General features: G+C 38.7%; 18 protein-coding genes, 2 tRNA genes and 3 rRNA genes. 19 read left to right on the forward strand and 4 right to left on the reverse strand.

From position 1 onward, the window contains the following. Positions 1-32 precede the first annotated feature (32 nt). On the forward strand, positions 33-539 hold the full coding sequence (locus EIB73_RS12590) for a hypothetical protein (RefSeq protein ID WP_125025607.1): 507 nt from the start codon (positions 33-35) through the stop codon (positions 537-539). Positions 540-754: 215 nt separating this feature from the next. Here EIB73_RS12590 and EIB73_RS12595 read toward each other — a convergent pair whose 3' ends face one another. After that, a complete protein-coding gene (locus tag EIB73_RS12595) occupies positions 755-2,827 on the reverse strand; it encodes a protein-disulfide reductase DsbD family protein (RefSeq protein WP_125025608.1) in 2,073 nt (690 codons plus the stop codon). Positions 2,828-2,868: 41 nt separating this feature from the next. Next, a complete protein-coding gene (gene tilS, locus EIB73_RS12600) occupies positions 2,869-4,170 on the reverse strand; it encodes a tRNA lysidine(34) synthetase TilS (RefSeq protein ID WP_228411243.1) in 1,302 nt (433 codons plus the stop codon). A gap of 90 nt (positions 4,171-4,260) precedes the next feature. On the opposite strand from tilS, the gene EIB73_RS12605 reads away from it, so the two are divergent. The 5 genes from EIB73_RS12605 to EIB73_RS12625 all read left to right on the forward strand — a co-directional run bounded on the left by EIB73_RS12605 (position 4,261) and on the right by EIB73_RS12625 (position 8,348). Further along, positions 4,261-5,097, forward strand: coding sequence for an OmpA/MotB family protein (locus EIB73_RS12605; protein ID WP_125025609.1), 837 nt, complete (start codon positions 4,261-4,263; stop codon positions 5,095-5,097). Between the two features lie 98 nt (positions 5,098-5,195). After that, positions 5,196-5,843: an O-methyltransferase gene (locus EIB73_RS12610; protein WP_125025610.1), complete on the forward strand. Its 648-nt coding sequence runs from the start codon at positions 5,196-5,198 to the stop codon at positions 5,841-5,843. A 16-nt stretch (positions 5,844-5,859) separates the two neighbouring features. Continuing rightward, positions 5,860-6,573 (forward strand): C40 family peptidase, encoded by a 714-nt coding sequence (locus EIB73_RS12615; protein ID WP_125025611.1) that lies wholly within the window; start codon positions 5,860-5,862, stop codon positions 6,571-6,573. 48 nt (positions 6,574-6,621) lie between these two features. Next, positions 6,622-7,107 (forward strand): SdpI family protein, encoded by a 486-nt coding sequence (locus EIB73_RS12620; protein WP_125025612.1) that lies wholly within the window; start codon positions 6,622-6,624, stop codon positions 7,105-7,107. Then, complete coding sequence (locus tag EIB73_RS12625) at positions 7,104-8,348, forward strand: 3-deoxy-D-manno-octulosonic acid transferase (RefSeq protein ID WP_125025613.1); 1,245 nt, start codon at positions 7,104-7,106, stop codon at positions 8,346-8,348. Before EIB73_RS12620 ends, EIB73_RS12625 begins: the two co-directional genes overlap by 4 nt. Before the next feature lie 83 nt (positions 8,349-8,431). Here EIB73_RS12625 and EIB73_RS12630 read toward each other — a convergent pair whose 3' ends face one another. Together EIB73_RS12630 and EIB73_RS12635 are read right to left on the reverse strand one after the other, a co-directional pair. After that, positions 8,432-9,043, reverse strand: a complete 612-nt coding sequence (locus EIB73_RS12630; protein WP_125025614.1) for a deoxyuridine 5'-triphosphate nucleotidohydrolase — start codon at positions 9,041-9,043, stop codon at positions 8,432-8,434. Beyond that, positions 9,043-9,795 carry a glycosyltransferase family 2 protein gene (locus tag EIB73_RS12635; protein WP_125025615.1) on the reverse strand — a complete coding sequence of 251 codons (753 nt, stop codon included), beginning with the start codon at positions 9,793-9,795 and terminating at the stop codon, positions 9,043-9,045. Before EIB73_RS12635 ends, EIB73_RS12630 begins: the two co-directional genes overlap by 1 nt. Positions 9,796-9,891: 96 nt before the next feature. On the opposite strand from EIB73_RS12635, the gene EIB73_RS12640 reads away from it, so the two are divergent. The 13 genes from EIB73_RS12640 (at position 9,892) to rrf (ending at position 25,608) form a co-directional block, all read left to right on the forward strand. Beyond that, on the forward strand, positions 9,892-10,410 hold the full coding sequence (locus EIB73_RS12640) for a lipocalin-like domain-containing protein (RefSeq protein WP_125025616.1): 519 nt from the start codon (positions 9,892-9,894) through the stop codon (positions 10,408-10,410). A 117-nt stretch (positions 10,411-10,527) separates the two neighbouring features. Further along, the gene (gene leuS / locus EIB73_RS12645) at positions 10,528-13,341 is read left to right on the forward strand and encodes a leucine--tRNA ligase (protein ID WP_125025617.1); all 2,814 of its coding nucleotides are present in this window, start codon (positions 10,528-10,530) and stop codon (positions 13,339-13,341) included. A gap of 262 nt (positions 13,342-13,603) precedes the next feature. Further along, entirely contained in the window at positions 13,604-14,473 is an 870-nt protein-coding gene (locus EIB73_RS12650) for a MotA/TolQ/ExbB proton channel family protein (RefSeq protein WP_125025618.1), read from the forward strand. 75 nt (positions 14,474-14,548) lie between these two features. Next, positions 14,549-15,151 (forward strand): ExbD/TolR family protein, encoded by a 603-nt coding sequence (locus tag EIB73_RS12655; protein ID WP_125025619.1) that lies wholly within the window; start codon positions 14,549-14,551, stop codon positions 15,149-15,151. A gap of 7 nt (positions 15,152-15,158) precedes the next feature. Further along, complete coding sequence (locus tag EIB73_RS12660) at positions 15,159-15,725, forward strand: ExbD/TolR family protein (protein WP_125025620.1); 567 nt, start codon at positions 15,159-15,161, stop codon at positions 15,723-15,725. Positions 15,726-15,757: 32 nt separating this feature from the next. Beyond that, positions 15,758-16,597: an energy transducer TonB gene (locus EIB73_RS12665; RefSeq protein WP_125025621.1), complete on the forward strand. Its 840-nt coding sequence runs from the start codon at positions 15,758-15,760 to the stop codon at positions 16,595-16,597. A gap of 261 nt (positions 16,598-16,858) precedes the next feature. Next, on the forward strand, positions 16,859-17,731 hold the full coding sequence (locus EIB73_RS12675) for a PstS family phosphate ABC transporter substrate-binding protein (RefSeq protein WP_125025622.1): 873 nt from the start codon (positions 16,859-16,861) through the stop codon (positions 17,729-17,731). Positions 17,732-17,834: 103 nt separating this feature from the next. Beyond that, a complete protein-coding gene (locus tag EIB73_RS12680; protein ID WP_125025623.1) occupies positions 17,835-19,499 on the forward strand; it encodes a tetratricopeptide repeat protein in 1,665 nt (554 codons plus the stop codon). A gap of 762 nt (positions 19,500-20,261) precedes the next feature. After that, positions 20,262-21,778: ribosomal RNA gene (locus EIB73_RS12685) — 16S ribosomal RNA — on the forward strand. A gap of 196 nt (positions 21,779-21,974) precedes the next feature. Beyond that, positions 21,975-22,048 (forward strand) — tRNA-Ile (locus tag EIB73_RS12690). A gap of 93 nt (positions 22,049-22,141) precedes the next feature. Beyond that, positions 22,142-22,215: transfer RNA gene (locus tag EIB73_RS12695), tRNA-Ala, on the forward strand. A 372-nt stretch (positions 22,216-22,587) separates the two neighbouring features. Beyond that, positions 22,588-25,351: ribosomal RNA gene (locus EIB73_RS12700) — 23S ribosomal RNA — on the forward strand. A 149-nt stretch (positions 25,352-25,500) separates the two neighbouring features. Beyond that, a 5S ribosomal RNA gene (gene rrf, locus EIB73_RS12705) occupies positions 25,501-25,608 on the forward strand. Together the 16S, 23S and 5S rRNA genes with 2 tRNA genes alongside form the textbook arrangement of a ribosomal RNA operon. Positions 25,609-25,927 lie beyond the last annotated feature (319 nt).

The raw sequence follows: 25,927 nt of genomic DNA on the forward strand, positions 1-25,927 counted from the left end.
GAATAAACCAATTTTAAATAAAATAACAAGTTATGAAAAATATATTTCTATCAACAGTAGTAGCTGCGGCTGCATTGACCAGTTGTTCTACCGTTTCGTCCATTTTACAGAATACTTTTCCTTACAGCGCAACGGTTTTAGTAACCTCGGGATCTCCTGCAAATACAACGTTGTCGGCAGTTTCGGCAGCGCAAAGCATCAATCAGCTCACGGGAAGTGGAGCCAATGTAAAAGATATTCGAGCCTCCAATGCAACGCTTTCAGTGGATTCAAACAGCAGTATGGGAATGTTTAAATCGGTAAAAGTTTATCTTTCATCGAACGGTGGTCAAGAAGTTTTAGTAGCCTCCAGAGAAGATATTCCCGATAATATGGGAAGTTCGCTTTCTTTGGATGTAAACAGCAGTACGACCTTAGATGCCGTAATGAAAGGCGGTTCCGTGCAGCAAAGATTGGTTTACGTTCTGAAAAAATCACCAACTTCAGATTTAACCGTAAAAACATCCGTAGGATTCAGCAGTGTTCCCATTACAAATTAAATTTTTAGGAGCAGCAAGATTTTCGCTTCTTTAGAATTGCGGTCCGGCTGTCCGTTGCAATCTTTTTTAACTCGTCTTACGACGAGCAAAAAAGGATTTCCACTTCCATCCGGGCTAGAATAACATTCATTTCTACTTTTGAAAATAACCGACAGTCACTGCCGGTTATTTTTATATAAAGAAGCAAAGTCTGTTTGCTGTAAGTCGAGAAACCTTTACTTTCCTTTTTTGAAAAATCCGATTCCACATTCCAGGAACGCTTTGAAATCCTCTTTCGGCATATACCCGGAAACAGGAGTATTAATTACTTTTCCATCTGGAGATATCAAAACGTAATGAGGCTGCGAATTATTATTAAAGTTAATTTGTTGGAACAAACTCCATTTGTCCCCAATTGTTTTTACTTTTTTCTTTTGGCCATTCCCCATATCGATAGAAGTTTGCTCACTTTCTGGCAGAGCTTCTTTATCATCAACGTAAAGTGAAGCTAAGATGATTTCGTTTTGTAAAATCAGTAAAATATCCGGTTCACTCCACACAAATTCTTCCATTTTACGACAGTTTTCACAACCGTAACCCGTGAAGTCGATCAAAACAGGTTTGTTTTCTTTCTTAGCAATTTCCAATGCTTCAAAATAATCATGAGAAGGATGCATTCCGAGGATTCCATCACCTTCTTTATGTAAATAACTTACATTGATCGGAGGCAAAATTCCACTCAAATACTGCAGTTTTGGTCTTTCGGATGGGAATAATCCCTGTACTAAATAAACGATAAATCCAATTCCTAAAACACCGATTATCTTTCTCGTCATGGAAATCTTCGCATTTTTATCGTCGTGCGGGAATTTGATTTTTCCGAATAAATAAAGCACCAGTCCTATGGAAATTAAGATCCAGATGGCGATGAACAATTCTCTTTTCAGGAAAAATGTTTTCGAAACCAGATCTGCTTTTGATAAGAATTTTAAAGCCAGACCCAATTCGATAAATCCTAAAACCACTTTCACCGTATTCATCCAACCCCCTGATTTTGGTAAACTCTGTAATGCTTGTGGGAATAAGGCCAGTAATCCGAAAACGATTGCCCACGAAAATCCGAAACCTGCAAGCGCGTAAGTCAACAACATTGGAATGTTTGCTGAACCGGTAAGAGAACTTCCTAACAAACTTCCTAAAATTGGACCTGTACAGGAGAATGACACGATGACCAAAGTCAATGCCATGAAAAAGATTCCAATAATTCCACCGGCATCTTCTGCTTTGGAAGATTTATTGGCAATTGAACTTGGCAAGGTGATATCGTAGTAACCGAAAAAACTTCCGGCAAAAAACAGGAAAATCACAAAGAAGGTAATATTTAACCAAACGCTTGTGGAGATTTGATTGAAAATATTCCCCGCAATTCCATCAATAATATGGAAAGGTACGCTCAACAGTACGAAAATCAGAAGGATGAAAAATCCATAAATGAACGCATCTCTCTTACCCTTTGCTTTATCTTTCGACCCTTTAGTAAAGAAAGAAACCGTTAAAGGAATCATTGGGAACACGCACGGCGTAAGCAATGCAATTAGTCCACCAAAAAATCCTAATAAGAGATAGGTCCAAAAACTCTCTGTATTTTCCTTTGCAACCACGCCACAATCTGTTTGTGGATTAGCGAAATCAATTGAAGCTACTTTCAATCCTTCCTGTTTTGCAGCAACCGGAGCGGCGATTGTTGTTTCTTCAATTTCTGTAGTTCGCAGACTGTCTTTGTTTTCGCTGCTTAACTCAGAGGTAATTACTTCTTCAGATGTTGTTGCGATATCACCCGCAGTGGCAGCTGGCGTCACTTTTTGCTCAAATTCTAAAGTGTTTGGCGCCAGACAAACGCGGTCATCACACGTTTGATAGGTGATTTCAGCCGTAATGTTTACAGGTTTCGTGTTGTCTTTAAGCTTAAATTTTTGTTTAAATAAAACTTTGTCGGAATAATAGACGATCTGAGCACCAAAGGCTTCAGAAAATTCGTCATGCTTTTTACCAACTTCCTGTACTTTTCCGATGAGGTTAATTCCTTCTTTGGAGCTCAGTTTCATTTCCGTGGGAATTCCGGAATCTTCAGGTAGATCTTGTGAATAAATGTGCCAGTTCTTCTCAATTGTGGCAGTTAAAACAGCTTCATATTCATTATTCGGAAGCGTATTAATATTGTATTTAAATTTTACAGGATCTTTAATTTGTGCGGTAATTCCTTGGAAAAGGAACAATACCATTAGAATAAGCCAATTTTTAAATTTCATTTTTTACTTTACTTTTTAGTAATTACCTGTAATCAGGAATGCTATAATTTTACTTTGATTTTATTTTTAGAATCTTTAGTTGCTGCAAATCTACGGTCTTGACGCAGGGGCATGATTCCTATCACTTCATCGTTTGCATCGCACAAAAGCCTGATTTTTTGCTGGGCTAAAATAGGAATTTTTTCATCCTTAAAAAATTTTGAGATTTTCTTTTTGCCTATCATGCCGATTGGGTAAAAAAAGTCACCTTCTTTTCTAGGCCTTATTTTCAAGGGCCAGTGAATTTTATCACCATCAATATCCCAGCTGAAGGTACCCAGTTTTGCGATTTCTTTTCCTTCTGCTTCCGGAATAATAATCTCATTTACGAAATTTTGATTCAAGAGGATTTCTGTGGGATTCTTCGTTATTTTTTCAAGGCTTAATTTTTGCAGAATTAAACTTTCGCGATCAATAATCAATTGATATTCATTCGACCGAAAAATTTTTCCTGTTTCTGCTTTTTCATTTTTAGCAATTTCTTGGCGGTCATTAAAACCGTATTTCCGGAGAATTTCGAATCGAACAAAATCACTCTGTTTAAAAAAAAGCTCTTTCTTAAGGAGAGAATAATCTTCTCCTTCCGAAGTGAGTTTTTCTTCTATTTTTGCTATCTGATCTTTTACAAAATTTGTCGTCTGATTTAAATAGGAAATGCTTTTCCCAAAATTTTCTAGAAAATTATCATTTACTTCCAAGAGTTTTGGAACAATTTGATTTCGGATCTTATTCCGTAAATAATCGTTTTTTTGATTGGATTGATCTTCTCGAAACTCGATGTTGTTTTCTTTCGCGAAGTCATAGATGTCCTCCTTTGAAAAACATAAAAGAGGTCTCAGTATATTATTTTCATTTGCCGGAATTCCACTCAAGCCTTTAATTCCGGATGCTTTGGATAAATTAATAATAAAAGTTTCCAGTTGATCATTTAAGTGATGAGCAGTTACGATGAAATCTATATTTTGTTCTTCTTTAATTTTTCTAAAAAAATCGTATCGTAAATTACGCGCCCATTCCTGAATTGAATGCTGTGGTTTTTTGTCCTCCGCTGTAACGGAATATAAATGTAACGGAATATTGCTTTTTGCACAAGTTTTTTCAACCAAATATTGATCCTCATTTGATGCTTCACCACGTAGTTTGTAGTTAACGTGGGCCACTTGAATATTCACCTTCAGATCTTTAAAAAGTTCAAATAAAACCATAGAATCCACGCCACCACTTATGGCGAGTAAAAATTTTGAATTCCTGTAATCAGCGCAAATTTGGTCTAAAGAATGCTGAAAAGTCTTTGTATTAAGCAATTTTTAAGGATTTTTTAAGGAATATTTAGCAAAGATAATTCTTCTGTTCAAAATGATTTCATTATTTTTGGATGAATAAATTTGAATATTATGAATATAGGAAAAATTGGAGCAGTGCTGGGAATGGCAATTATGATGACTTCTTGCGTAAGTAAGAAACAGTTTGATGCTTTAAATGAAAATTACAATCAGTGTATCACCAATGTGGGTGAAAGACAACGTGAGATTCAGGATTTAAAAGGCGTTAACACTGGTTTAGCAAGTGAAAATGCTTTGTTGAAAGGTCAGAATGATGCTTTGAAATCCTCGCTTGATGCCTGTTTGGCGAATAGTGGAAAAGGTTCTGCGAATATTGATAAATTAATTGGTGAGATTAATTCTTCCAATAAATATATTAAACAGCTAATTTCTACAAACGCTAAAAATGACAGTTTAAATTTGGCCTTATCGAACAAATTGAAACGATCTTTGGATAATATCGCAGATAGCGATGTTCAGGTGAAGGTGTTAAAAGGAGTGGTTATGATTTCTTTGTCAGACAATATGTTGTATAAAACGGGAGATTATAATATTTTGCCTGCAGCACAGGAAGTGTTAGGAAAAGTAGCGAAGGTAATTAATGATTACGATACCTATTCCGTATTAATTGAAGGTAACACCGATAATGTTCCTTTGAATTCAAACAATTTACCAAAAGATAACTGGGATCTTTCAGCCTTGAGAGCAACTTCAATGGCTAAAGTTCTTCAAACAAAATTCGGCGTAAACCCATCGAGAATTACTGCGGGTGGACGAAGCGAATACAATCCAAAAACAACAAACGCTTCAGTTTCCGGAAGAGCGGAAAACAGAAGAACAGAAATCATCATTATGCCTAAGCTGGATGAGTTCATGAAATTAATGGATATTGCTCCGGTAAAAAACTAAGCAATTCTCTTTTTCGATAATTTTAGCGCTGTTAGAGCTTTTGGTTCTAACAGCGTTTTTGTTTTAAATGCTTAAATTTGTTTTAAATTAATGATGCAATGAGTTTTTTTGAAGAACAATGTCCGGAAATGGACCGCTATTTAGGAAATCACACTTCGGGCGAGCCTGAAATACTAAAACGTTTACGCAAAGAAACTTTTCAGAAAACGACCCAACCGCACATGATTTCCGGTTATCAACAGGGGAGATTGCTGGCGATCTTATCTAAAATGTCCCGGCCGAAGAACATTCTTGAGATAGGAACTTTTACCGGATATGCAACATTGTGTTTAGCTGAAGGTTTAGATAGAGAAGGAAAAATCACCACTTTGGATGTAAATGAGGAACTGGCTTATTTGCCCAAAAAATATTTCGCGGAAAGTGAATTTTCCGGTCAGATTGATTTTCAGTTGAAAGATGCGAATGATTTTCTGGAAGAAACTGCTGAGTTTTTCGACTTCGTTTTTATTGATGCTGACAAAGAGAATTATATGACCTATTTTAATCTGATAAAACCGCACGTAAAGAGTGGCGCGGTCATTCTTTTTGACAATGTTTTATGGTATGGAAAGGTTTTGGAAGAAAATCCGAAGAAAAAAGCGACACAAATCATAAAAGAACTTAATGAGGCAGTAACGAAAGATACCGATTTTGAAAATCTTATTTTACCTTTGCGGGACGGACTTCATTTAATTCGAAAAAAATAAACTTTTTATATTTACGATGAGCAAAGGAATTTGTACAGTTTCTGTGGCTGCACTTCGCGCAGATCATTCGCATCAGTCAGAGATGACTTCCCAGCTTCTTTATGGAGAAACAGTATCGATTCTGAAAAATGACGGTAAGTTCATGAAGGTGAAAATGGATATCGATGGTTATGAAGGTTGGGTTGATGCGCAACAGATCGCCGAAGTAACAGAAGAAATTCTTTCAAAAAGAGCTTTCGAAATAATCACCACTCCTTTTAAAACATATAATACGCGGCAAGGTAAAATCTTACTTTCTTTGGGGAGTGAAGTTGGTGTTGAACATAGAAATGAAAATAATGCATTGCAACTTGAAGATATTTCCGAAACCGCCGAACAGTTTTTAAATGTGCCTTATCTTTGGAGTGGCAGAAGCGTTTTTGGCGTGGATTGTAGCGGCTTCGTGCAGTTGCTTTATAAGGTTCATGGAATCAACTTACCCAGAGACGCTTACCAACAGGCAGAACTAGGAGAGGTTTTAAGTTTTATAGAGGAAAGTAAGCCTGGCGATTTGGCCTTTTTTGAAAATGAAGAGGGCGTTATTACGCATGTTGGGATGATGCTTAACGATCATGAAATTATTCACGCGTACGGAAAAGTGAGAATAGACTCCCTGGATTCCACCGGAATTTATAACCGTGAGCTTAAAAAACACACCCATAAACTACGGTTTTTGCGGAGTATTTTTTAAAAATAATATAAAGTTGTAGTTTAGAGCAGTCTATTTATTTAGTTTATCATGAAAAAGCTCCCTTTTTATTTGAAGATTATCTCTTTTTGTCTGCTCCTGTTTATTTGGGATTATATATTCATGAATTACCGGGATCTGCCGAATTTCATCCCTATTTATTTTGATTTTAGTGGACAGCCAACGGTTTCTGCACCCAAAATGTTAATTTGGTTTCTGGCAGCAGTTGCAAGTTTTATTTATTTGCTTATTTTTTATCTGACCAAAAATATAAAATCACCTTTATTAAAAATGCCGGAAAATATTAAGGAAGATTCGCAGAAAGCCGAGGTCATCGTCAGTATTTTCCACCTCATTATTATGTTGCTTTTAACGGTGATATCTTATGAAAGCATTTCAGTTGGATTGGGAAAGACAGAGTCGCTGAGTCCGCTGCCTATTTATTTAATAGGGTTGCTTTTTCTTGCGGTTATCATCATGGTCGTTTATTCCTATCTTCTTTCAAAAAAGCCGCATTCCAAAAAAACCTTATACTGATGTTTGTCTATAACATATTGATCAGATTTCTTATCGCGGGAATCAAAGTCGGCGCCATCTTTAATTATAAATTAAAAAAAGGCCTTGCCGGAAGGCGACAAAGTTGCGATCTTGTTAAATCCCAATTTTCTTCCGAGGATAAAATTATCTGGATGCATGCCGCCAGCTTGGGAGAGTATGAACAAGGTCTTCCCGTCCTGGAGAAACTGAAAGAAAAATTTCCGAATCACAAAATTTTAATTACTTTTTTCTCACCTTCAGGTTATGATCATGTCGTGTCCAAAAAGACGATAGCAGATGTGATTTGCTATCTTCCATTTGATACTGAAAAATGGGTGGGTGAATTTATATCTCATTTCAAAACCGATTTGTTTTTCACCGTTAAATATGAATATTGGTATCATCTTTTAGAGGGATTAAAAAAACAGGGTGCAAAAGTCTATGTTGTTTCTGCCCTGTTTTATGAAACTCAGGTTTTCTTTAAAGCGTACGGAAAGTGGTTTGTAAATCAACTTAAAAAAAATGTCGACTGGTTTTTTCATCAGACAAAACATTCTACAGCATTGGCAAAAGGAATTGGTTTGAAGAATTCCAGTACTGCCGGAGATACCCGTTACGATCGGGTTCGCAAACTTCGTGATCGCGACAATAGCGTCGCCTTTATTGAAGAATTTAAGCAGGATTATAAAATGGTCATTTTTGGCAGTTCCTGGGAGGCAGAAGAACGGGTGGCAGAAATTATTGCGGCGAAGACCAAGGATGTCAAAATTATTATAGCGCCACATGATCTAAAAAGAGTGGCGCATTTAAAAGATCTTTTTCCGGCAGCAATTCTTTACTCTCAGATTACCGACCGGCAATCGCTGCGGTTTTTAAATGTAAAAGTGTTGATCATCGATTGTATCGGTTTGCTTTCTAAACTATATTCTTACGGTGACATAGCGATTGTTGGCGGAGGGTTTCATTCAAAAGGTCTTCATAACATTCTGGAAGCGGCAACTTTTGGAATTCCCGTGTTTTTTGGAAATCAATATACCAAAAATCCAGAGGCTGATGAACTTGTGGCCCGAAATGGAGGCAAAGCATTCGAGGATGAATTTTTTGCTGCACCTTATCTTCTGGGTCTTTTAAATGACGAGAAGCTAATAAAGAGAATGGGGGCAAATGCGCGTAATTTCATTGAAGATCAACCCATCGCTTCGGAAATTATCGTCGATCAAATTGTTAAAAGGCACTTTTGATAGGGAAGCATTGACAAATCAGGTGCCTGCCACTATAATCTTTTTATGATGATTTGGAGAGTAAACTTCCTCGGTGCAATATGTTATTTCAATAATCCTTCGGCTTTAATCTTTTTTAAAATAACATCCATATGTTCTGGGATGTTTTCAGGTTCAAACCAGCTTAGAAATAATCCATTATGAAGTGCAAGCTGCTCGAGGTTTTTATTCTGTAGAATTTCTTTCTTAACCTCTTCGTAAGTTTCTCTTAGATCTAAGTAGTAATCCGGATCTATTTTTTTAGTTAAAATAAGGGACCTAAAAATTTTGTTGAGTAGATAAATATAGAGTTTGTAGTGATCACCGCTTTTCGGCAGGTGTTTTAATGTTTCACTCACCAGCAAAAGCGTCAAAGAAATCTCCCCAAACTTATCGGTCGTAATTTTTACATGTTCCGTAATTTTTGCGCTTATCCGTCTGATACCGGGAAGAAAATATTTCGTCCGTCCATATTTTTGGGCAACCTGTTTTACTTCTGTTTTGATGAGCGATTCCATTTGTAGTCTCTTGTCATCAGCGGTTTCTTCATCAATCAGTTCAAAATAAAGACGGTGCGATAGAATTCGGTCTTTTCGTAGCAAGCGGATGATGAGTTTGTCCTTTTCCTGCGACGTAAAAGCAGAAATTGCTTGTTTAAATTCTTTTGAATACTCCATTAATTAAAGACTTTTGAGTATTTCATAAATCCATTTATTGCCCAGTTTACCGTATAATACCACGATTTTAAAGTAGAAAATTTCATATGATCTTTGTATACCAAATACTGATCTTTCATAATGTTTGTTTTTTTTCGGGAGATGCTTTTCGCATGCATTCTATATTTCGCCATGGTTTTTGGGAGCGGTTTGCCGACCGGTATTTTCTTTAATAAATTCAGCCACATCACATGATCTTCGCGTTTGCTTCCGGCAGGGAAAAATTCTTTTCCAACCCTTTGGGAGTCGTACATTGAACTTAATAGGGACAAGCGACAAGTTTTTAAAAGATTATCGAAAGTGACCTCCTTATCCGCTTTAAAATCACCGATGGCAGGGATCAGGTTTTCATCACAACGGCTGTAATTGGAGTAAGCCAGTTCAACATTTTCCTTTTTCATAAAGGCAATCATTTCTGATAAAAATTGAGGTTCCCAATAATCATCAGAATCCAAAAAAGTAATATATCGGCCCGTCGCTTTTTCTAAAGATATATTTCTGGCCTGACCTGCGCCGCCGTTTTTATCTACCACCGTTAATTTAATTCTGGGATCTTTGGTTTTATTAATAATTTCAACAGAACGATCTGAAGAATGATCGTCCGTAATTAGCCATTCCCAATCAGTAAATGTTTGATTTAAAACCGATTGTATGGTTTTTTCTAAAAATCTTTCAGAATTATAACATGGTGTTATAATAGAAATCTGCGGCATTTAAAGTGTTTTTACAAAGATAGAAAGATAATTTCTTATTTAGTATCCATGGCATAATACTTGGAACAGTTTAACATAATCTTTAAAAATACTATTATGAAAAAATTATTTCATCAAACATTCCCCAAGATGCACGTATTGAAGAAGGCATTGATATTCCCCTTATTACTTTTACTCATGATATCAGTTTCCTGTCGTAGTAATGATGAGGAAACTCCGCCGGACAATCAAGCGTTGATTGGTATTTGGCAACCATACAAATACAATCAGAAAGCAACTTTGACTACAGGACCTTATGACAAGACTACAGATTTAACGATTTGTCAGCAGAAATCAAGGGTGATTTTTGATCAAAACGATGCCGGAACGACCAAGTTGTACGGCGAAGATAATGGAACGTGTACCTTGCAAAATGAAGCAACATTTACGTATACTTATGATGCTTCTTCCAAAACACTTAACATTAAAAACAGCGACGGAACAACACAGTCCGGAACTATAAAACAGTTAAGTGAATCCGATTTGGTCTACGAACTCGTCGGAACGCTGGAAATTGAGGGAGAACAAAATGTTAAAGTAACAACTACCATTTATGGTAGAAGAACAAAAGATTAAGAAGTCCCTTTCTTTTATTTTTACTAATGAAAATCCGTGAAAATAATCCCTGCAAATTTTAGCGGGGATTTTTTCATTTCAAAACCTTAAATTTGTCACTTACTTTAAAATTAAGAAATGTTTTACGACCATCAATCGATCGAAAAAAAGTGGCAGAGTTTCTGGCAAGAAAATCAAACTTTTAAAACTGCAGATACAACCGATAAACCAAAATATTATGTTTTGGATATGTTTCCTTATCCTTCCGGAGCGGGTTTACACGTTGGTCATCCACTCGGTTATATCGCTTCAGATATTTATGCGAGATATAAAAGACATCAGGGATTTAATGTTTTACACCCAATTGGATATGATTCTTTCGGTCTTCCAGCGGAACAGTATGCCATTCAAACTGGTCAGCATCCTGCAGTAACGACCGAAGAAAACATTACGCGCTACGAACAGCAGATGCGTAAAATCGGTTTTTCATTTGACTGGAGTAGGGAACTCAGAACTTCAGATGCTTCTTATTATAAATGGACGCAATGGATCTTTATTCAGCTTTTCGACTCGTGGTATAATAAAGCAACTGATAAAGCGAAAGATATTAAAGAATTGATCCATCATTTTGAAAATTATGGAACAAACAACCTTTCGGCGGTTCAAAGCGACCAGTTGAGTTTCACCGCAGAAGAGTGGAAAAATGCATCTGAATTGGATCAACAGGATATTTTGTTGAATTATCGATTGGCTTATCGTGCAGAAACAACGGTAAATTGGTGTCCTGGTTTAGGAACTGTTTTGGCAAATGATGAGGTAAAAGACGGTAAATCTGAAAGGGGCGGTTTCCCTGTTTTCCAAAAGAAAATGATGCAGTGGAGCATGCGTATTACTGCGTATTCTGAAAGATTACTGCAAGGTTTAAACAATTTAGATTGGCCTCAACCTTTGAAAGATACCCAGGAATACTGGATCGGAAAATCTCAGGGTGCACTTGTAACTTTTGATGTGGAAGATGCTGAGGAAAAAATTTCAGTTTTCACCACGCGTCCGGATACTATTTTTGGCGCAACATTTATAGTTTTAGCCCCGGAAAATCCTTTGGTTGAAAGTTTAACGATCGAAGGGCAAAAGGAGGAAATAGAAAATTACATTGAACAAACTTCGAAGAAAACGGAGCGTGACCGTATGTCTGACGTGAAAAACGTTAGCGGTGCTTTCACAGGTTCTTATGCTTTAAATCCTTTCACGAAGGAGGAAATGCCGATCTATATTTCTGATTATGTGTTGATGGGTTACGGAACAGGTGCCGTGATGGCGGTTCCGGCACATGATGAACGTGATCACCGTTTTGCAAAGAAATTCGATCTGAAAATTGTAAACGTTATCGAAAATGATAACGATATTCAGGAAGAGTCTTTTGATTCTAAAGATTCGGTTTGTGTGAATTCAGAATTTTTGAACGGTTTAAAATATGAGGACGCTAAAACTTTAATCATCAGCGAAATAGAAAAAGAGAATATTGGTCACGGAACTACTAATTACAGACAGCGGGATGCGATTTTTTCCCGTCAAAGATATTGGGGCGAGCCGGTTCCTGTATATTATAAGGAAGGAATGCCTTACACTTTGCCTTTTTCTGCTTTGCCATTAGAGTTGCCGGAAGTTGAAAAATATCTACCGACCGAAGATGGCGATCCACCTTTAGGAAACGCGAAAACATTTGCCTGGGATGAAGCGAATCAAAAAGTAGTTTCTACAGATTTAATAGATAACGAAACCGTATTTCCGCTAGAATTATCGACGATGCCTGGTTGGGCAGGAAGTTCCTGGTATTTCTTAAGATACATGGACCCAAATAATGATGAGGTTTTTACTGATAAAAATCTTTCCGATTACTGGGGACAAGTTGATTTATATATTGGCGGAAGCGAACACGCAACCGGACATTTACTGTATTCCCGTTTCTGGAATATGTTTATGAAAGATCGAGGTTACATTAATCATGAAGAACCGTTTAAAAAACTCATTAATCAGGGGATGATTTTGGGGATGAGTGCGTATGTCTTGAGAATTGACGGAACAAATCAATATGTTTCGAATGGTTTAGCAAAAGATCAACAAGTTCAAAAAATCCACGTGGATGTTTCTTTATTAAAAGGAGGAACTGATGAACTCGATATTGTGAAATTTAAAAACTGGCGTTCAGAATATGCTGAGGCGGAATTTATTTTAGAAGACGGAAAATATATTTGCGAACGTGAAGTTGAAAAAATGTCAAAGTCAAAATACAATGTGGTCAATCCAGATGATATTTGTGAGGAGTTTGGCGCCGACTGTTTGCGTTTATATGAAATGTTTTTGGGTCCATTAGAACAATCAAAACCCTGGAATACGCAAGGTTTAAGTGGCGTTTATGGATTCTTAAAGAAATTCTATAATCTCTACTTTAATGGAGATGATTTCGAAGTTTCTGATGAGGAGCCAACCAAAGAAGAGTATAAAATCCTACACACTTTAATTAAGAAAGTGGTGAATGATATAGAGCATTTCTCATTTAATACCTCTGTATCGCAATTTATGATAGCTGTGAACGAATTTCAGAAGCTTAAAACCAACAAAAGAAAAGTTTTAGAACCTTTGGCAATTATGGTTTCACCTTACGCACCCCATATTTCTGAAGAGTTGTGGAATAAATTAGGTCACCTTGAGTCTGTTGATTTTGCGCCTTTCCCTATTTTTGAAGAGAAATATCTCGTAGAAGATGAAATACAATATCCCGTAAGTTTTAATGGCAAGATGAGATTTAAGGTGCAGTTACCCGCTGACTTAACGGTGCCGCAAATTCAAGAAATTATTATGCAGGACGCAAGAACAATCGAACAGCTCAACGGAAATAATCCGAAAAAAGTAATCATTGTCCCAAAAAAAATAATTAATATTGTGATCTAAATGAAGATTTTACTAAAATATTTATAGCAAAATCAAAAAAAAGCGAGGCGGTTTTTTATTAATTTTTTAAGGGTATTTTTAAAACTGGGTATTATACTCATTATTTTATACTTTTTTTGAGGATATATTAATGTTAACTATTAATAATATGCAGAAAAATTAATCTCATTATGTGCCAAGTACTTGCATTATTAAATATTTTAACTTTATTTTACAGCCCGAAAGTATTTTAAAAAAAATAACAATTATAATTTAGTTTAGTATGGAAATGAATGTTTCAAACAACGAGGAGCAAGTAGTTGCTAAAAAGTTAGGGGGATTAAATCCTAGTTTAATTATTCCAATTCTTATTGTAATAGGTATCGCGATTTACATATTTGTATTGGGTAATCCAGGTAATTTTAAAGCTGATCCAAGGCTTAACGGTCTTTCATCTGTAGCTTTTTCTGGTTTAGAAACCAAAGAATTGCATCCTGGAGATGGGTTTATGGGAATTATCTACATGGGTGGTCCAATCGTACCTATCCTTATTTCTTTCATGATTATCGTAATCGTGTTCTCTATCGAGCGTGCTTTGGTATTAGGTAAAGCTTCTGGAAAAGGAAACATTGATAATTTTGTTTTAAATGTAAGAAGATTATTAAACCAAAACAAAATCGATGAAGCACTAGAAGAGTGTGACAGACAAGAAGGTTCTATTGGGAATGTAGTGAAAGAAGGATTAACTACTTACAAAGCATTATCACATGACACTTCTTTGAACAAAGAACAAAAAATGGTAGCGCTTAACAAATCAATCGAAGAAGCGACTACACTTGAGATGCCAATGTTAGAGAAAAACATGATGGTATTGTCAACATTGGGTACAGTAGCAACATTGGTAGCGCTATTAGGAACAGTAATCGGGATGATTAAAGCATTTAGTGCATTAGGTTCAGGAGGTGGAACACCGGATTCTGCTGCCTTATCAATCGGTATTTCTGAGGCGTTAGTAAATACGGCTTTAGGTATTGGTACATCAGCGGTAGCGATTATCCTTTATAACTATTTTACTTCTAAAATTGACGGATTAACGTTCAAAATTGACGAAATCGCAATGTCAATTCAGCAGTCTTTCGCAGAATTCCACTAAGAGTTTCGCACTGATTGGAGATGATTTAATTTTGATCATCTCAAAAAGCAGAAGTTTAATAAAAAATTATTTACAATGGCGAGAGTCAAACCAAAAAGACATAATATAAGGGTAGATATGACGGCAATGACCGATGTATCATTTCTACTCCTTACATTCTTTATCCTCACGGCTCAGTTTGCAAAACCTGATATCGAGACGATAACAACGCCATCTTCTATATCTGAAAAGCTTCTTCCGGATGCAAGTTTGATGACTATATTAAGTACAACAGACGGAAGATTCTATTTTACCCCCGTGGAAAACGGAACCGAGCGTATTGCTTTGTTGGATAAAATGGGAGAGAAGTATGGTATGAAATTTACTGACAAAGAAAAAGTCGCTTTTTCAAATGCTCAGTCGATTGGGGTTCCCATGAATCAATTAAAAGGATTTTTGGATCTTTCGGATGAAGACCGTAAGGCTTTCAAAAGTAAGACAGGAATTCCCATGGATAGTACAAATAAAGAATTAATTGATTGGGTACAACAAAGTTTAGCCGTAAATCCAGATTACAAATTAGCGATCAAAGGAGATACAGAAACGAAATATCCTAAGGTGAAAGCTCTATTTGAGGGATTGAGAGATATCGACTTCTTGAAGTTCTGGTTAATAACAAGTCAAGAAACGGCACAATAATTAAGAAATGGCAGAAGTACAAGTAAAAGACAACGGCGGGAAAGGCGGAAAGGTGCGCTCAAAAAAGCAGGTACCTCACGTTGATTTAACTCCCATGGTGGATTTGGCGTTCCTTTTGATCACATTCTTTATGTTAGTGACCACTTTTAACAAACCGAACGTGATGGATTTGGGTCTACCGGCAAAACCGAAAGACAACCAAAAAGCACCAGATACAGAAATTGATTTATCAAATTCGATTTCATTAATTATCGGGAAAGACAATAGAATTTTCTATCATCAGCTAGACCAGGCAGGATTGAATGATCAAACATTGCAGGAAACTACTTTCGATAGAAATGGGATTACAAAAGTAATCGAGCAAGCTAAATCCAGAGCAAAAGATCAAAGTAAATTTACAGTGATCATTAAGCCAACGGATGATGCAATATATAAGAACTTTGTAGATATTCTGGATGAGATGGCCATTACCAAAAATGAAATATATGGGGTAACCGATATTAAATCTTGGGAGCAGGCTATTTATGATAGAAAAGTAGGAACTTCGGCAACCCCGGCGGCATCTACGAAATAGAATACTACTTTTAATATTTAATAGAAAGAATAATGGCAGATGAAAACTCTTACAACTCTACCCAGACTCTGGATGAGATTGTATTTGAAAATAGAAATAAAGCGTATGGCGCCTATGATCTGAGAACGAGATACAGATCAATGCTTACGAAGGCTTTCATCTTTGGAACACTACTTTTTCTTGTCGTAGCAATCACACCGTTTGTAGCGATGAAAATAAAGGAAATGAACGCCAAGGAGACCACAGAAGTGAATGCCAATTTAATTGACATTCTTCCTGAAGAGGAGCTTATTATTGAGCAGCCTAAAGAAGAAGAACCACCTCCACCACCGCCGCCAAAAGAGCCGGAAGTGCAGGAAGTGATTCAGAATGTTGTGCCTGAACCGGTGAAAGCTCCAAAGGTGGAAACACCGCCGCCGCCAATCAGTAAGCAATTGGAAACTACTACTGGGGTGGTTGCTGTAGAAGGGGTGAAAACTCCAACTTACTCTCCACCACCGCCACCACCATCAACTGGTAAAACGGCGACAGTGGAAGTTAAACCACAGGTTTCTGAAACCCAGGTTTATACAGAAGTAGAACAGTTGGCAGAATTCCCTGGGGGAATCAACTCCTTTAGAAGCAAAGTAGGTAACAGTTTCGATACCTCTGTAATGGAAGGTGATGAAGGAACCGTTAAAAGTGAAATTACCTTTGTTGTAGAAAGAGATGGTAGTATTACTGATGTAAAAGCAAGTGGATCTAATAAAGATTTTAACGCGGAAGCAATCAGAACAGTGAAGTCCATTAAAAACAAATGGTCCCCTGCAAAAATTAATGGTAAAGCGGTAAGATACCGTTTCAGATTACCACTAACAATGCAGTTTGAGTAAAATTTTTCAATCAAATCATAGAAAAGAGAAGTGTATGCTTCTCTTTTTTATTTTTTTTGTAGTTTTGTCCTATTATGATTTTCAATTGGCTTTCATTAGTAACGGGTTTCTTCTACGTTGTTTTAGGAGTGTTCGTCATTATATATAAATTTTTTGTGATCTTTTTAGAAACCAATATTGCATACTCTCTGGGAGCTTTATTGATTGCCTATGGCGTGTTCAGAATAGTACGTGCAATTTATAGACTTCGCCAGCAACGTTATGAAGAATAGTATATTATTGTGGATGTTCGGATTTTTATTTCTCGCAGAATCCTGCAAAAAATCTGATCATGTGGTAGATACTCCACAGCAGGGGACAATTACCATGGAAGTCGATGAGTCTTTCCAAAGTGTTTCAGAAGCTTTAACCGAACGTTATATGGCGCTCTATCCGGGAACCAAAATTAATCTTGTCATTAAAAAAGAAGATCTGGCTCTTTTGGATTTACTTGATAATAAAGCGCGTGTAATTGTGATGTCAAGAGATTTAACTGATGATGAAAAGAAAGCATATAAGCAGAAAGTAGATTTGGATTTATTGCCTGCAAAATTTGCTGCAGATGCAGCTGTTTTTATCGTTCCGAAAAATTCAACCAGAGAAAGCATTACCATGGATGAGATTAGGAATGAATTAAATTCTGACAAAAAAAATATAACTTTTGATGCCACTAACTCCAGTAATCTGAATTTTGTTGCTCAAAAGCTGAATACTACACCAACCAAACTAAAATTTTCAATTATTAACGGCAACAAAAATTTAGCTGAGCAGCTGAATCAGTTTCCGGATAAAATTGGAGTGATCAGTTTAAATACATTGAGCAGACCTTATGATGCGGAATCTGAAGCACTGCGAAATTCAGTGAAGATCCTCAAAGTGGTACAGGGTAGTCAATCTTATGAACCTGTATTAAAAAATCTGGCAAATATGTCCTATCCATTTACCCGCGTTTTATATTTTCTAACCAACGAAAAATATTTCGGTTTGGGAAATGGCTTTATCCGTTTCTCCTGTACACAATTGGGGCAGATTGTAGTAGCTAAAGAAGGACTTCAGCCTTACAATATTTTCAAGAGAGAAGTTCAGATGCGTTAAATTTTATTAAAATAGCCATCTATAGAGAACAACCAGAATTTTGGTATAAAAATTGGGTATGGTATCGAGTTAACTTAAAATAACAATTATTAAACAATTTAAAATGAAAGATATAATGAATTTGACCAAGAAAATAGCATTCGGGGTTTCAGTAGGTTTTTTGTCTAATTTTGCTTTTGGCCAAACATTGCAGGAAGGAATTAATAGCGCCGATAGTCATAAATATGCGGCCGCTAGACAGGTTTTTACTGATATGGTAGCGAAATCAGCAACTGCTGAAAATTATTTTTATTTAGGAAACTCATATTTAACACAGTTCGAACCAAATTTCGAAAAAGCTCAGGAGATTTTTAATAAAGGTTTAGAGGCTGATAAAAAAAGCAATCTAAACAAAATCGGCTTGGCTTCAGTAAAATTAGGAAGAGGAGATAAATCAGCGATCGCGCAAATTCAGGGGATTGTAAAAGATTCAAGAGAGAAGGATGCAGATGTATTGTATAGAGCTGCAGAAGCTTTAACTCTATTTGGTGGTGCAGCTAATGCAGATACCGCAATTGAATATTTAAATAAAGCAATCGAAAGATCTGCTAAAAATGGCACACCGGCTCATTATTATTATACCTTGGGTGACGCATACCGTCTGAAATTAACAAACAGTCCACAAGTTGCAGGATCTGCAATGACTGCGTATGAAAAAGCCTTGCCTTCAGCAAAAAACAAAGCTTCTGTTTTTACAAGAATTGGAACTTTGTGGATGCAGGCTCAACAATGGCAGCCAGCTAAAGAGAATATAGATAAAGCAATTGCTGCTGACCCAACATATGCTCCGGCGTATAAAGCAAAAGCTGCGTACGATATCAGATATCAGCAAAATGCTTTAGCTACTCAGGATTTGATCAACTACGCAAAATATGCTGATGAGGATCCGGATACCCAGTTAGAGATTTCTAAATTATTCTTTACAAATGAAGATTATGGAAATTCAAAAATTTATCTAGATAAGGTTTTTGACAAAGTTGAAGATCCAATCAAATATAAATTGAGAGCTTATTTATCCTATGCTGATGGAGATTATGCAGCGGCAAAAAGCAGTATGGATATGTTCCTCTCAAAAGCTGAAAAAACAAGAGTTCTTCCTGCAGATCAAGGTTTACAGGGATTAATCGCTGCTGGATTAGCAAAAGATGAAACGGATGCTACTAAAAAAGCAGCGTTAATGACGGAGTCTCAACAAAAAATCGCTATTGCTAAAGCAGCAAAAGACGAAACCATGAAGTGGGATGAGGAATTAGTTAAAATTAAAGGTGGGGGTGCAGTTAATCAAGCTTCAGTAGATGCAGGACCAACAAATCCTCAAATTGAAGGACTTAAGAAAATGGTAGCAGCAAATCCACAAGATACTGACGCCTTATTTAAGTTGGCAAATGCATACCAGGAAGCGAAAAACTGGAATGGTGCAATTCATTCATGGACTAAAATGAGTGGTTTACTTCCAGATTGGGCTCCTGCTTATTACAGTCAGGGATATGCTTATCAGCAAGCAGGCAACACCGAGTTGGCCACGATCGCATATGAGAAATATATCGCAACTGTAAAACCTGCCGATATGGAAGCTTCGAAGGAAACTTTGTCTTATGCCTATTTCGCAGTAGCATATTTAGTAAAAGACAGTAATCCGGCAAAAGCAAAAGATTACGCAAGTAAATCAGTTCAGTTAAATCCTACTTATCAGGATGCTGTGAACTTAAATAATCAGTTGAACAAATAAGTTTTTACAACAGATATTAATCCCCATCGAAAGTTGGGGATTTTTTTTTGCTTTATTTCTTTGGGCGGTTCCCCGCCTGGCTTACAAAAGGTCTGCATAAATTTCCCTACGCCAGGGGACCGGGCTCTACGTTACAATTCCTCGCGCCTTGGCAAGTCCTGCGCATGCTGTGGGATTTCCACTGCGATCCCTACCGCAACTTGGGTTAAGTTTCCTCATTTCTGGATAAAATAGATAAAGTGGAAAACTTTTTGGGTTGGTATTTCGCTGTAAAACAATTTGTTATAAAATGAATTCTTTGAATGTTAATAATAGTTCACAAAAGAGTTGCGAGATTAGTTAAGTGGGGTTACATTTGCACCACTCTAAAAAACAGAGTAGCGAAGTAGAATAGTAAGTGATTGGAGGTAATGTGGGGATTAATAATTTTTCATCATTATCAAAATAAAAGCTTGCTAATTAAGAAAAACTTCTTATCTTTGCAATCCCAAATCGAGAGAGAAGGGGAGCGAAGTAGGAATAGATTGAATGATTAGAGAGGAGGGTTATTGGTTACTTAAAAAAAACTTTTAACAATCTTTATAAAACATTTGGTCAATTAGAAATAAGTTTATACTTTTGCACTCGCAAATCGGATCACACGACAGAAAGATGATTCGGTGTTAACGCGAGAAGAATAGAGATCATTGACATACAAATAACAACCAAAAGAAATTAAGGAAAAACAAAGCGTCAATAACTTTGAGTGAGTCAGACAAACATACAATGGAGAGTTTGATCCTGGCTCAGGATGAACGCTAGCGGGAGGCCTAACACATGCAAGCCGAGCGGTATAGTTTCTTCGGAAACTAGAGAGCGGCGTACGGGTGCGTAACACGTGTGCAACCTACCTTTATCAGGGGAATAGCCTTTCGAAAGGAAGATTAATACTCCATAATATATTAGATGGCATCATTTAGTATTGAAAACTCCGGTGGATAGAGATGGGCACGCGCAAGATTAGATAGTTGGTGAGGTAACGGCTCACCAAGTCAATGATCTTTAGGGGTCCTGAGAGGGAGATCCCCCACACTGGTACTGAGACACGGACCAGACTCCTACGGGAGGCAGCAGTGAGGAATATTGGACAATGGGTGAGAGCCTGATCCAGCCATCCCGCGTGAAGGATGACGGTCCTATGGATTGTAAACTTCTTTTGTATAGGAATAAACCTACCTTCGTGAGGGTAGCTGAAGGTACTATACGAATAAGCACCGGCTAACTCCGTGCCAGCAGCCGCGGTAATACGGAGGGTGCAAGCGTTATCCGGATTTATTGGGTTTAAAGGGTCCGTAGGCGGATCGATAAGTCAGTGGTGAAATCTCATAGCTTAACTATGAAACTGCCGTTGATACTGTCGGTCTTGAGTAAATTAGAGGTAGCTGGAATAAGTAGTGTAGCGGTGAAATGCATAGATATTACTTAGAACACCAATTGCGAAGGCAGGTTACCATGATTTAACTGACGCTGAGGGACGAAAGCGTGGGGAGCGAACAGGATTAGATACCCTGGTAGTCCACGCCGTAAACGATGCTAACTCGTTTTTGGGGCGCAAGCTTCAGAGACCAAGCGAAAGTGATAAGTTAGCCACCTGGGGAGTACGTTCGCAAGAATGAAACTCAAAGGAATTGACGGGGGCCCGCACAAGCGGTGGATTATGTGGTTTAATTCGATGATACGCGAGGAACCTTACCAAGACTTAAATGGGAAATGACAGGTTTAGAAATAGATCCTTCTTCGGACATTTTTCAAGGTGCTGCATGGTTGTCGTCAGCTCGTGCCGTGAGGTGTTAGGTTAAGTCCTGCAACGAGCGCAACCCCTGTCACTAGTTGCTAACATTCAGTTGAGGACTCTAGTGAGACTGCCTACGCAAGTAGAGAGGAAGGTGGGGATGACGTCAAATCATCACGGCCCTTACGTCTTGGGCCACACACGTAATACAATGGCCGGTACAGAGGGCAGCTACACAGCGATGTGATGCAAATCTCGAAAGCCGGTCTCAGTTCGGATTGGAGTCTGCAACTCGACTCTATGAAGCTGGAATCGCTAGTAATCGCGCATCAGCCATGGCGCGGTGAATACGTTCCCGGGCCTTGTACACACCGCCCGTCAAGCCATGGAAGTTTGGGGTACCTGAAGTCGGTGACCGTAAAAGGAGCTGCCTAGGGTAAAACAAGTAACTAGGGCTAAGTCGTAACAAGGTAGCCGTACCGGAAGGTGCGGCTGGAACATCTCATTTTTGAGACTCTTCGTTAGGAGAGTATAAACAAACAAAAGATACTTAAATGTATCAGAGCACTTGCTCAAAGTTAGCTTTGCTTTTTCTTTATTTTGGTTGCTATTTTATAAAAAACATACCCACTAGGATTAGTAATCAGGGAGGAGAGATAATTAACAATTGATAATTAATAAATTATTAATAATTAATTAAATAGAGTCTCGTAGCTCAGCTGGTTAGAGCGCTACACTGATAATGTAGAGGTCGGCAGTTCGAGCCTGCCCGAGACTACTAATTTAGAGTACAGGAGTTGTAAAGTAGATGAGTTGTAGAGTAGCAGTACTCAAACACTCAATTACTGATAACTCACCTACTCATACTAGCGGGGAATTAGCTCAGTTGGCTAGAGCGCCTGCCTTGCACGCAGGAGGTCAAGGGTTCGACTCCCTTATTCTCCACAGAGTTATAGTGATATAACGGGAACAAGTTACAGAGATGTAGCGACAAGCTTCTTAAAAGAAGCAAGCACAGAAGATAATTACAATTAAGAAAAAAGAATAATGCCGATTGGAGGCAGAACAGACTGGATAACCAGGAAGTTTGGATAGGATCGAGACCTATATATTCACAGTTTTGAAGGACTGATTTCAAAGTGACGGAAAGAGCCAAAAACAATTTCTGTTTATCAGTAGGACAAGAAGAAATACGATCATTGACATTAACGATAAGAACATCACAAAGAGAAAACCGCGCACTTTCGAGTGCCGAGTTTAAATAAAACTAGTCTAACAGCAATGTTAGACAAAAAACTGAACTAATATATTATTAGGAAAGAAATCGTTAAGGGCGTATGGCGGATGCCTAGGCTTTCAGAGGCGAAGAAGGACGTGGTAAGCTGCGAAAAGCTGCGGGGATCGGCACACACGAATTGATCCGCAGATGTCCGAATGGGGCAACCCGGCTGGTTGAAGATCAGTCACTCTATTTATTTAGAGAGCAAACCCGGAGAACTGAAACATCTAAGTACCCGGAGGAAAAGAAATCGAAGAGATTCCGTAAGTAGTGGCGAGCGAAAGCGGATTAGCCCAAAAGCTAATATATGTTTAATAGAATGTTCTGGAAAGAACAGCCATAGAGGGTGATAGCCCCGTATATGAAAGGCATATTTAAGTGATAAATGAGTAGGGCGGGACACGTGAAATCCTGTCTGAATATGGGGGGACCATCCTCCAAGGCTAAATACTCCTGAAAGACCGATAGTGAACAAGTACTGTGAAGGAAAGGTGAAAAGCACTTCGAATAGAAGGGTGAAAGAGAACCTGAAACCGTACGCCTACAAGCGGTCGGAGCCCACAAGTTGGGTGACGGCGTGCCTTTTGCATAATGAGCCTACGAGTTAATTTTACTAGCGAGCTTAAGTACTTCAGGTACGGAGGCGGAGCGAAAGCGAGTCTGAATAGGGCGCTTAGTTAGTAGGATTAGACGCGAAACCTTGTGATCTACCCATGGGCAGGTTGAAGCTTTGGTAACACAAAGTGGAGGACCGAACCGGTTGACGTTGAAAAGTCTTCGGATGACTTGTGGGTAGGGGTGAAAGGCCAATCAAACTGGGAGATAGCTCGTACTCCCCGAAATGCATTTAGGTGCAGCGTTGCAATATAGTTTATTAGAGGTAGAGCTACTGATTGGATGCGGGGGTTTCATCACCTACCAATTCCTGACAAACTCCGAATGCTAATAAATGTTCTGCAGCAGTGAGGGCATGGGTGCTAAGGTCCATGTCCGAGAGGGAAAGAACCCGGACCAACAGCTAAGGTCCCCAAATCTATACTAAGTTGAAATAACGCGGTTGAACTGCATTGACAGCTAGGATGTTGGCTTGGAAGCAGCCATTCATTTAAAGAGTGCGTAACAGCTCACTAGTCGAGCGGTTCGGCATGGATAATAATCGGGCATAAGTATAGTACCGAAGCTATGGATTTATAACTTTTGAGTTATATCTGGTAGGGGAGCATTCTGTTTGCGCCGAAGCAGGGTCGTGAGGCCTTGTGGAGCGGACAGAAAAGAAAATGTAGGCATAAGTAACGATAAAGCGGGCGAGAAACCCGCTCACCGAAAGACTAAGGTTTCCTCAGCTATGCTAATCAGCTGAGGGTTAGTCGGGACCTAACGCGAACCCGAAAGGGGAAGTGGATGGATAATGGGTTAATATTCCCATACTTGCTCACACTAAAAAGGGGACGGAGTGCCGTACTTACTGGAGACTGACGGAATAGTCAAGACCTAGCCTTCGGGCGAAGTTGTTGTAGGGAAAGTGCTTCCAAGAAAAGCCGAAGTGAAGCAACTCGTACCAAAACCGACACAGGTAGTCGAGGAGAGAATCCTAAGGTGCTAGAGTGAATCATGGTTAAGGAACTAGGCAAAATAGTCTCGTAACTTCGGAAGAAGGGACGCCAGCAGCAATGCTGGCCTCAGTAAAGAGGCCCAGGCGACTGTTTATCAAAAACACAGGACTCTGCTAAATCGAAAGATGCTGTATAGGGTCTGACACCTGCCCGGTGCTGGAAGGTTAAGGAAGGTTGTTAGGGTAACCGAAGCAATTAACTGAAGCCCCAGTAAACGGCGGCCGTAACTATAACGGTCCTAAGGTAGCGAAATTCCTTGTCGGGTAAGTTCCGACCTGCACGAATGGTGTAACGATCTGGGCACTGTCTCAACCATGAGCTCTGTGAAATTGTAGTCTCGGTGAAGATGCCGAGTACCCGCAATGGGACGAAAAGACCCTGTGAACCTTTACTATAACTTCGTATTGACTTTGAATAAACAATGTGTAGGATAGGTGGGAGACTTTGAAGCTGGCACGCTAGTGTCGGTGGAGTCAACGTTGAAATACCACCCTTTGTTTATTTGGAGCCTAACTTCCTTTTGGAAGGACACTGCGTGGTGGGTAGTTTGACTGGGGTGGTCGCCTCCAAAAGAGTAACGGAGGCTTTCAAAGGTACCCTCAGCACGCTTGGTAACCGTGCGTAGAGTGTAATGGCATAAGGGTGCTTGACTGTGAGACCTACAAGTCGATCAGGTGCGAAAGCAGGACATAGTGATCCGGTGGTTCCGTATGGAAGGGCCATCGCTCATAGGATAAAAGGTACTCCGGGGATAACAGGCTAGTCTCCCCCAAGAGCTCATATCGACGGGGAGGTTCGGCACCTCGATGTCGGCTCGTCACATCCTGGGGCTGGAGAAGGTCCCAAGGGTTGGGCTGTTCGCCCATTAAAGTGGCACGCGAGCTGGGTTCAGAACGTCGTGAGACAGTTCGGTCTCTATCTATTGCGGGCGTTAGATGTTTGAGAGGGCTTGAATCTAGTACGAGAGGACCGATTTGAACAAACCTCTGGTGTATCAGTTGTTCCGCCAGGAGCACCGCTGAGTAGCTACGTTTGGAAAGGATAAGCACTGAAAGCATATAAGTGCGAAACCTGCCTCAAGATGAGACATCTTTTAAGGGTCGTTGGAGATGACAACGTTGATAGGCTATAGGTGTAAAGGCAGTAATGTCATAGCCGAGTAGTACTAATTACCCGTAGATTTATTGCCTAATTAAGGTACTCGATCGTGCAACTACGGTTGTCTCTTTGTGAACGTTTTTATCGATATTTATAAGGTATCAGTTATAAGGTATTGGGTATTAGTTTAACAACTACCACCTATTCCCTACTAACTACCTCCTTCATATAAACAGCCTTTAGGGTGGTTTTAGCAGAGGGGCTCACCTGTTCCCATTCCGAACACAGAAGTTAAGCCCTCTAGCGCCGATGGTACTGCGAAAGCGGGAGAGTAGGTCGCCGCCAGTCTTTTTTAAAGCTCATCAATTTAGTTTGATGAGCTTTTTTTGTGCCCAAAATTCAAGGGAAAAACAAGATCCAAGACACAAGATCCAAGATCTACGATACAAGATCCAAGAGTTGAAACACAAGATTAAGACAAACTACGTGACTCGAGATTTTGATTATAATATTACTGATTTGTTTTTCCTTTGTAAAAGAAAACCAACCGAAATTATAGCCCGGATGGGAGCGGCATCCTTTTTTGCTTAGGACGGCTTTTATTTTAAACTGGAAGGTGGTAAGCAAAAAAGATAGAGCGGACAGCCGGACGGGTTTTGTAAGAAGC

Origin of the sequence: Kaistella carnis (genome assembly GCF_003860585.1) — a bacterium.
Taxonomy (GTDB): domain Bacteria; phylum Bacteroidota; class Bacteroidia; order Flavobacteriales; family Weeksellaceae; genus Kaistella; species Kaistella carnis.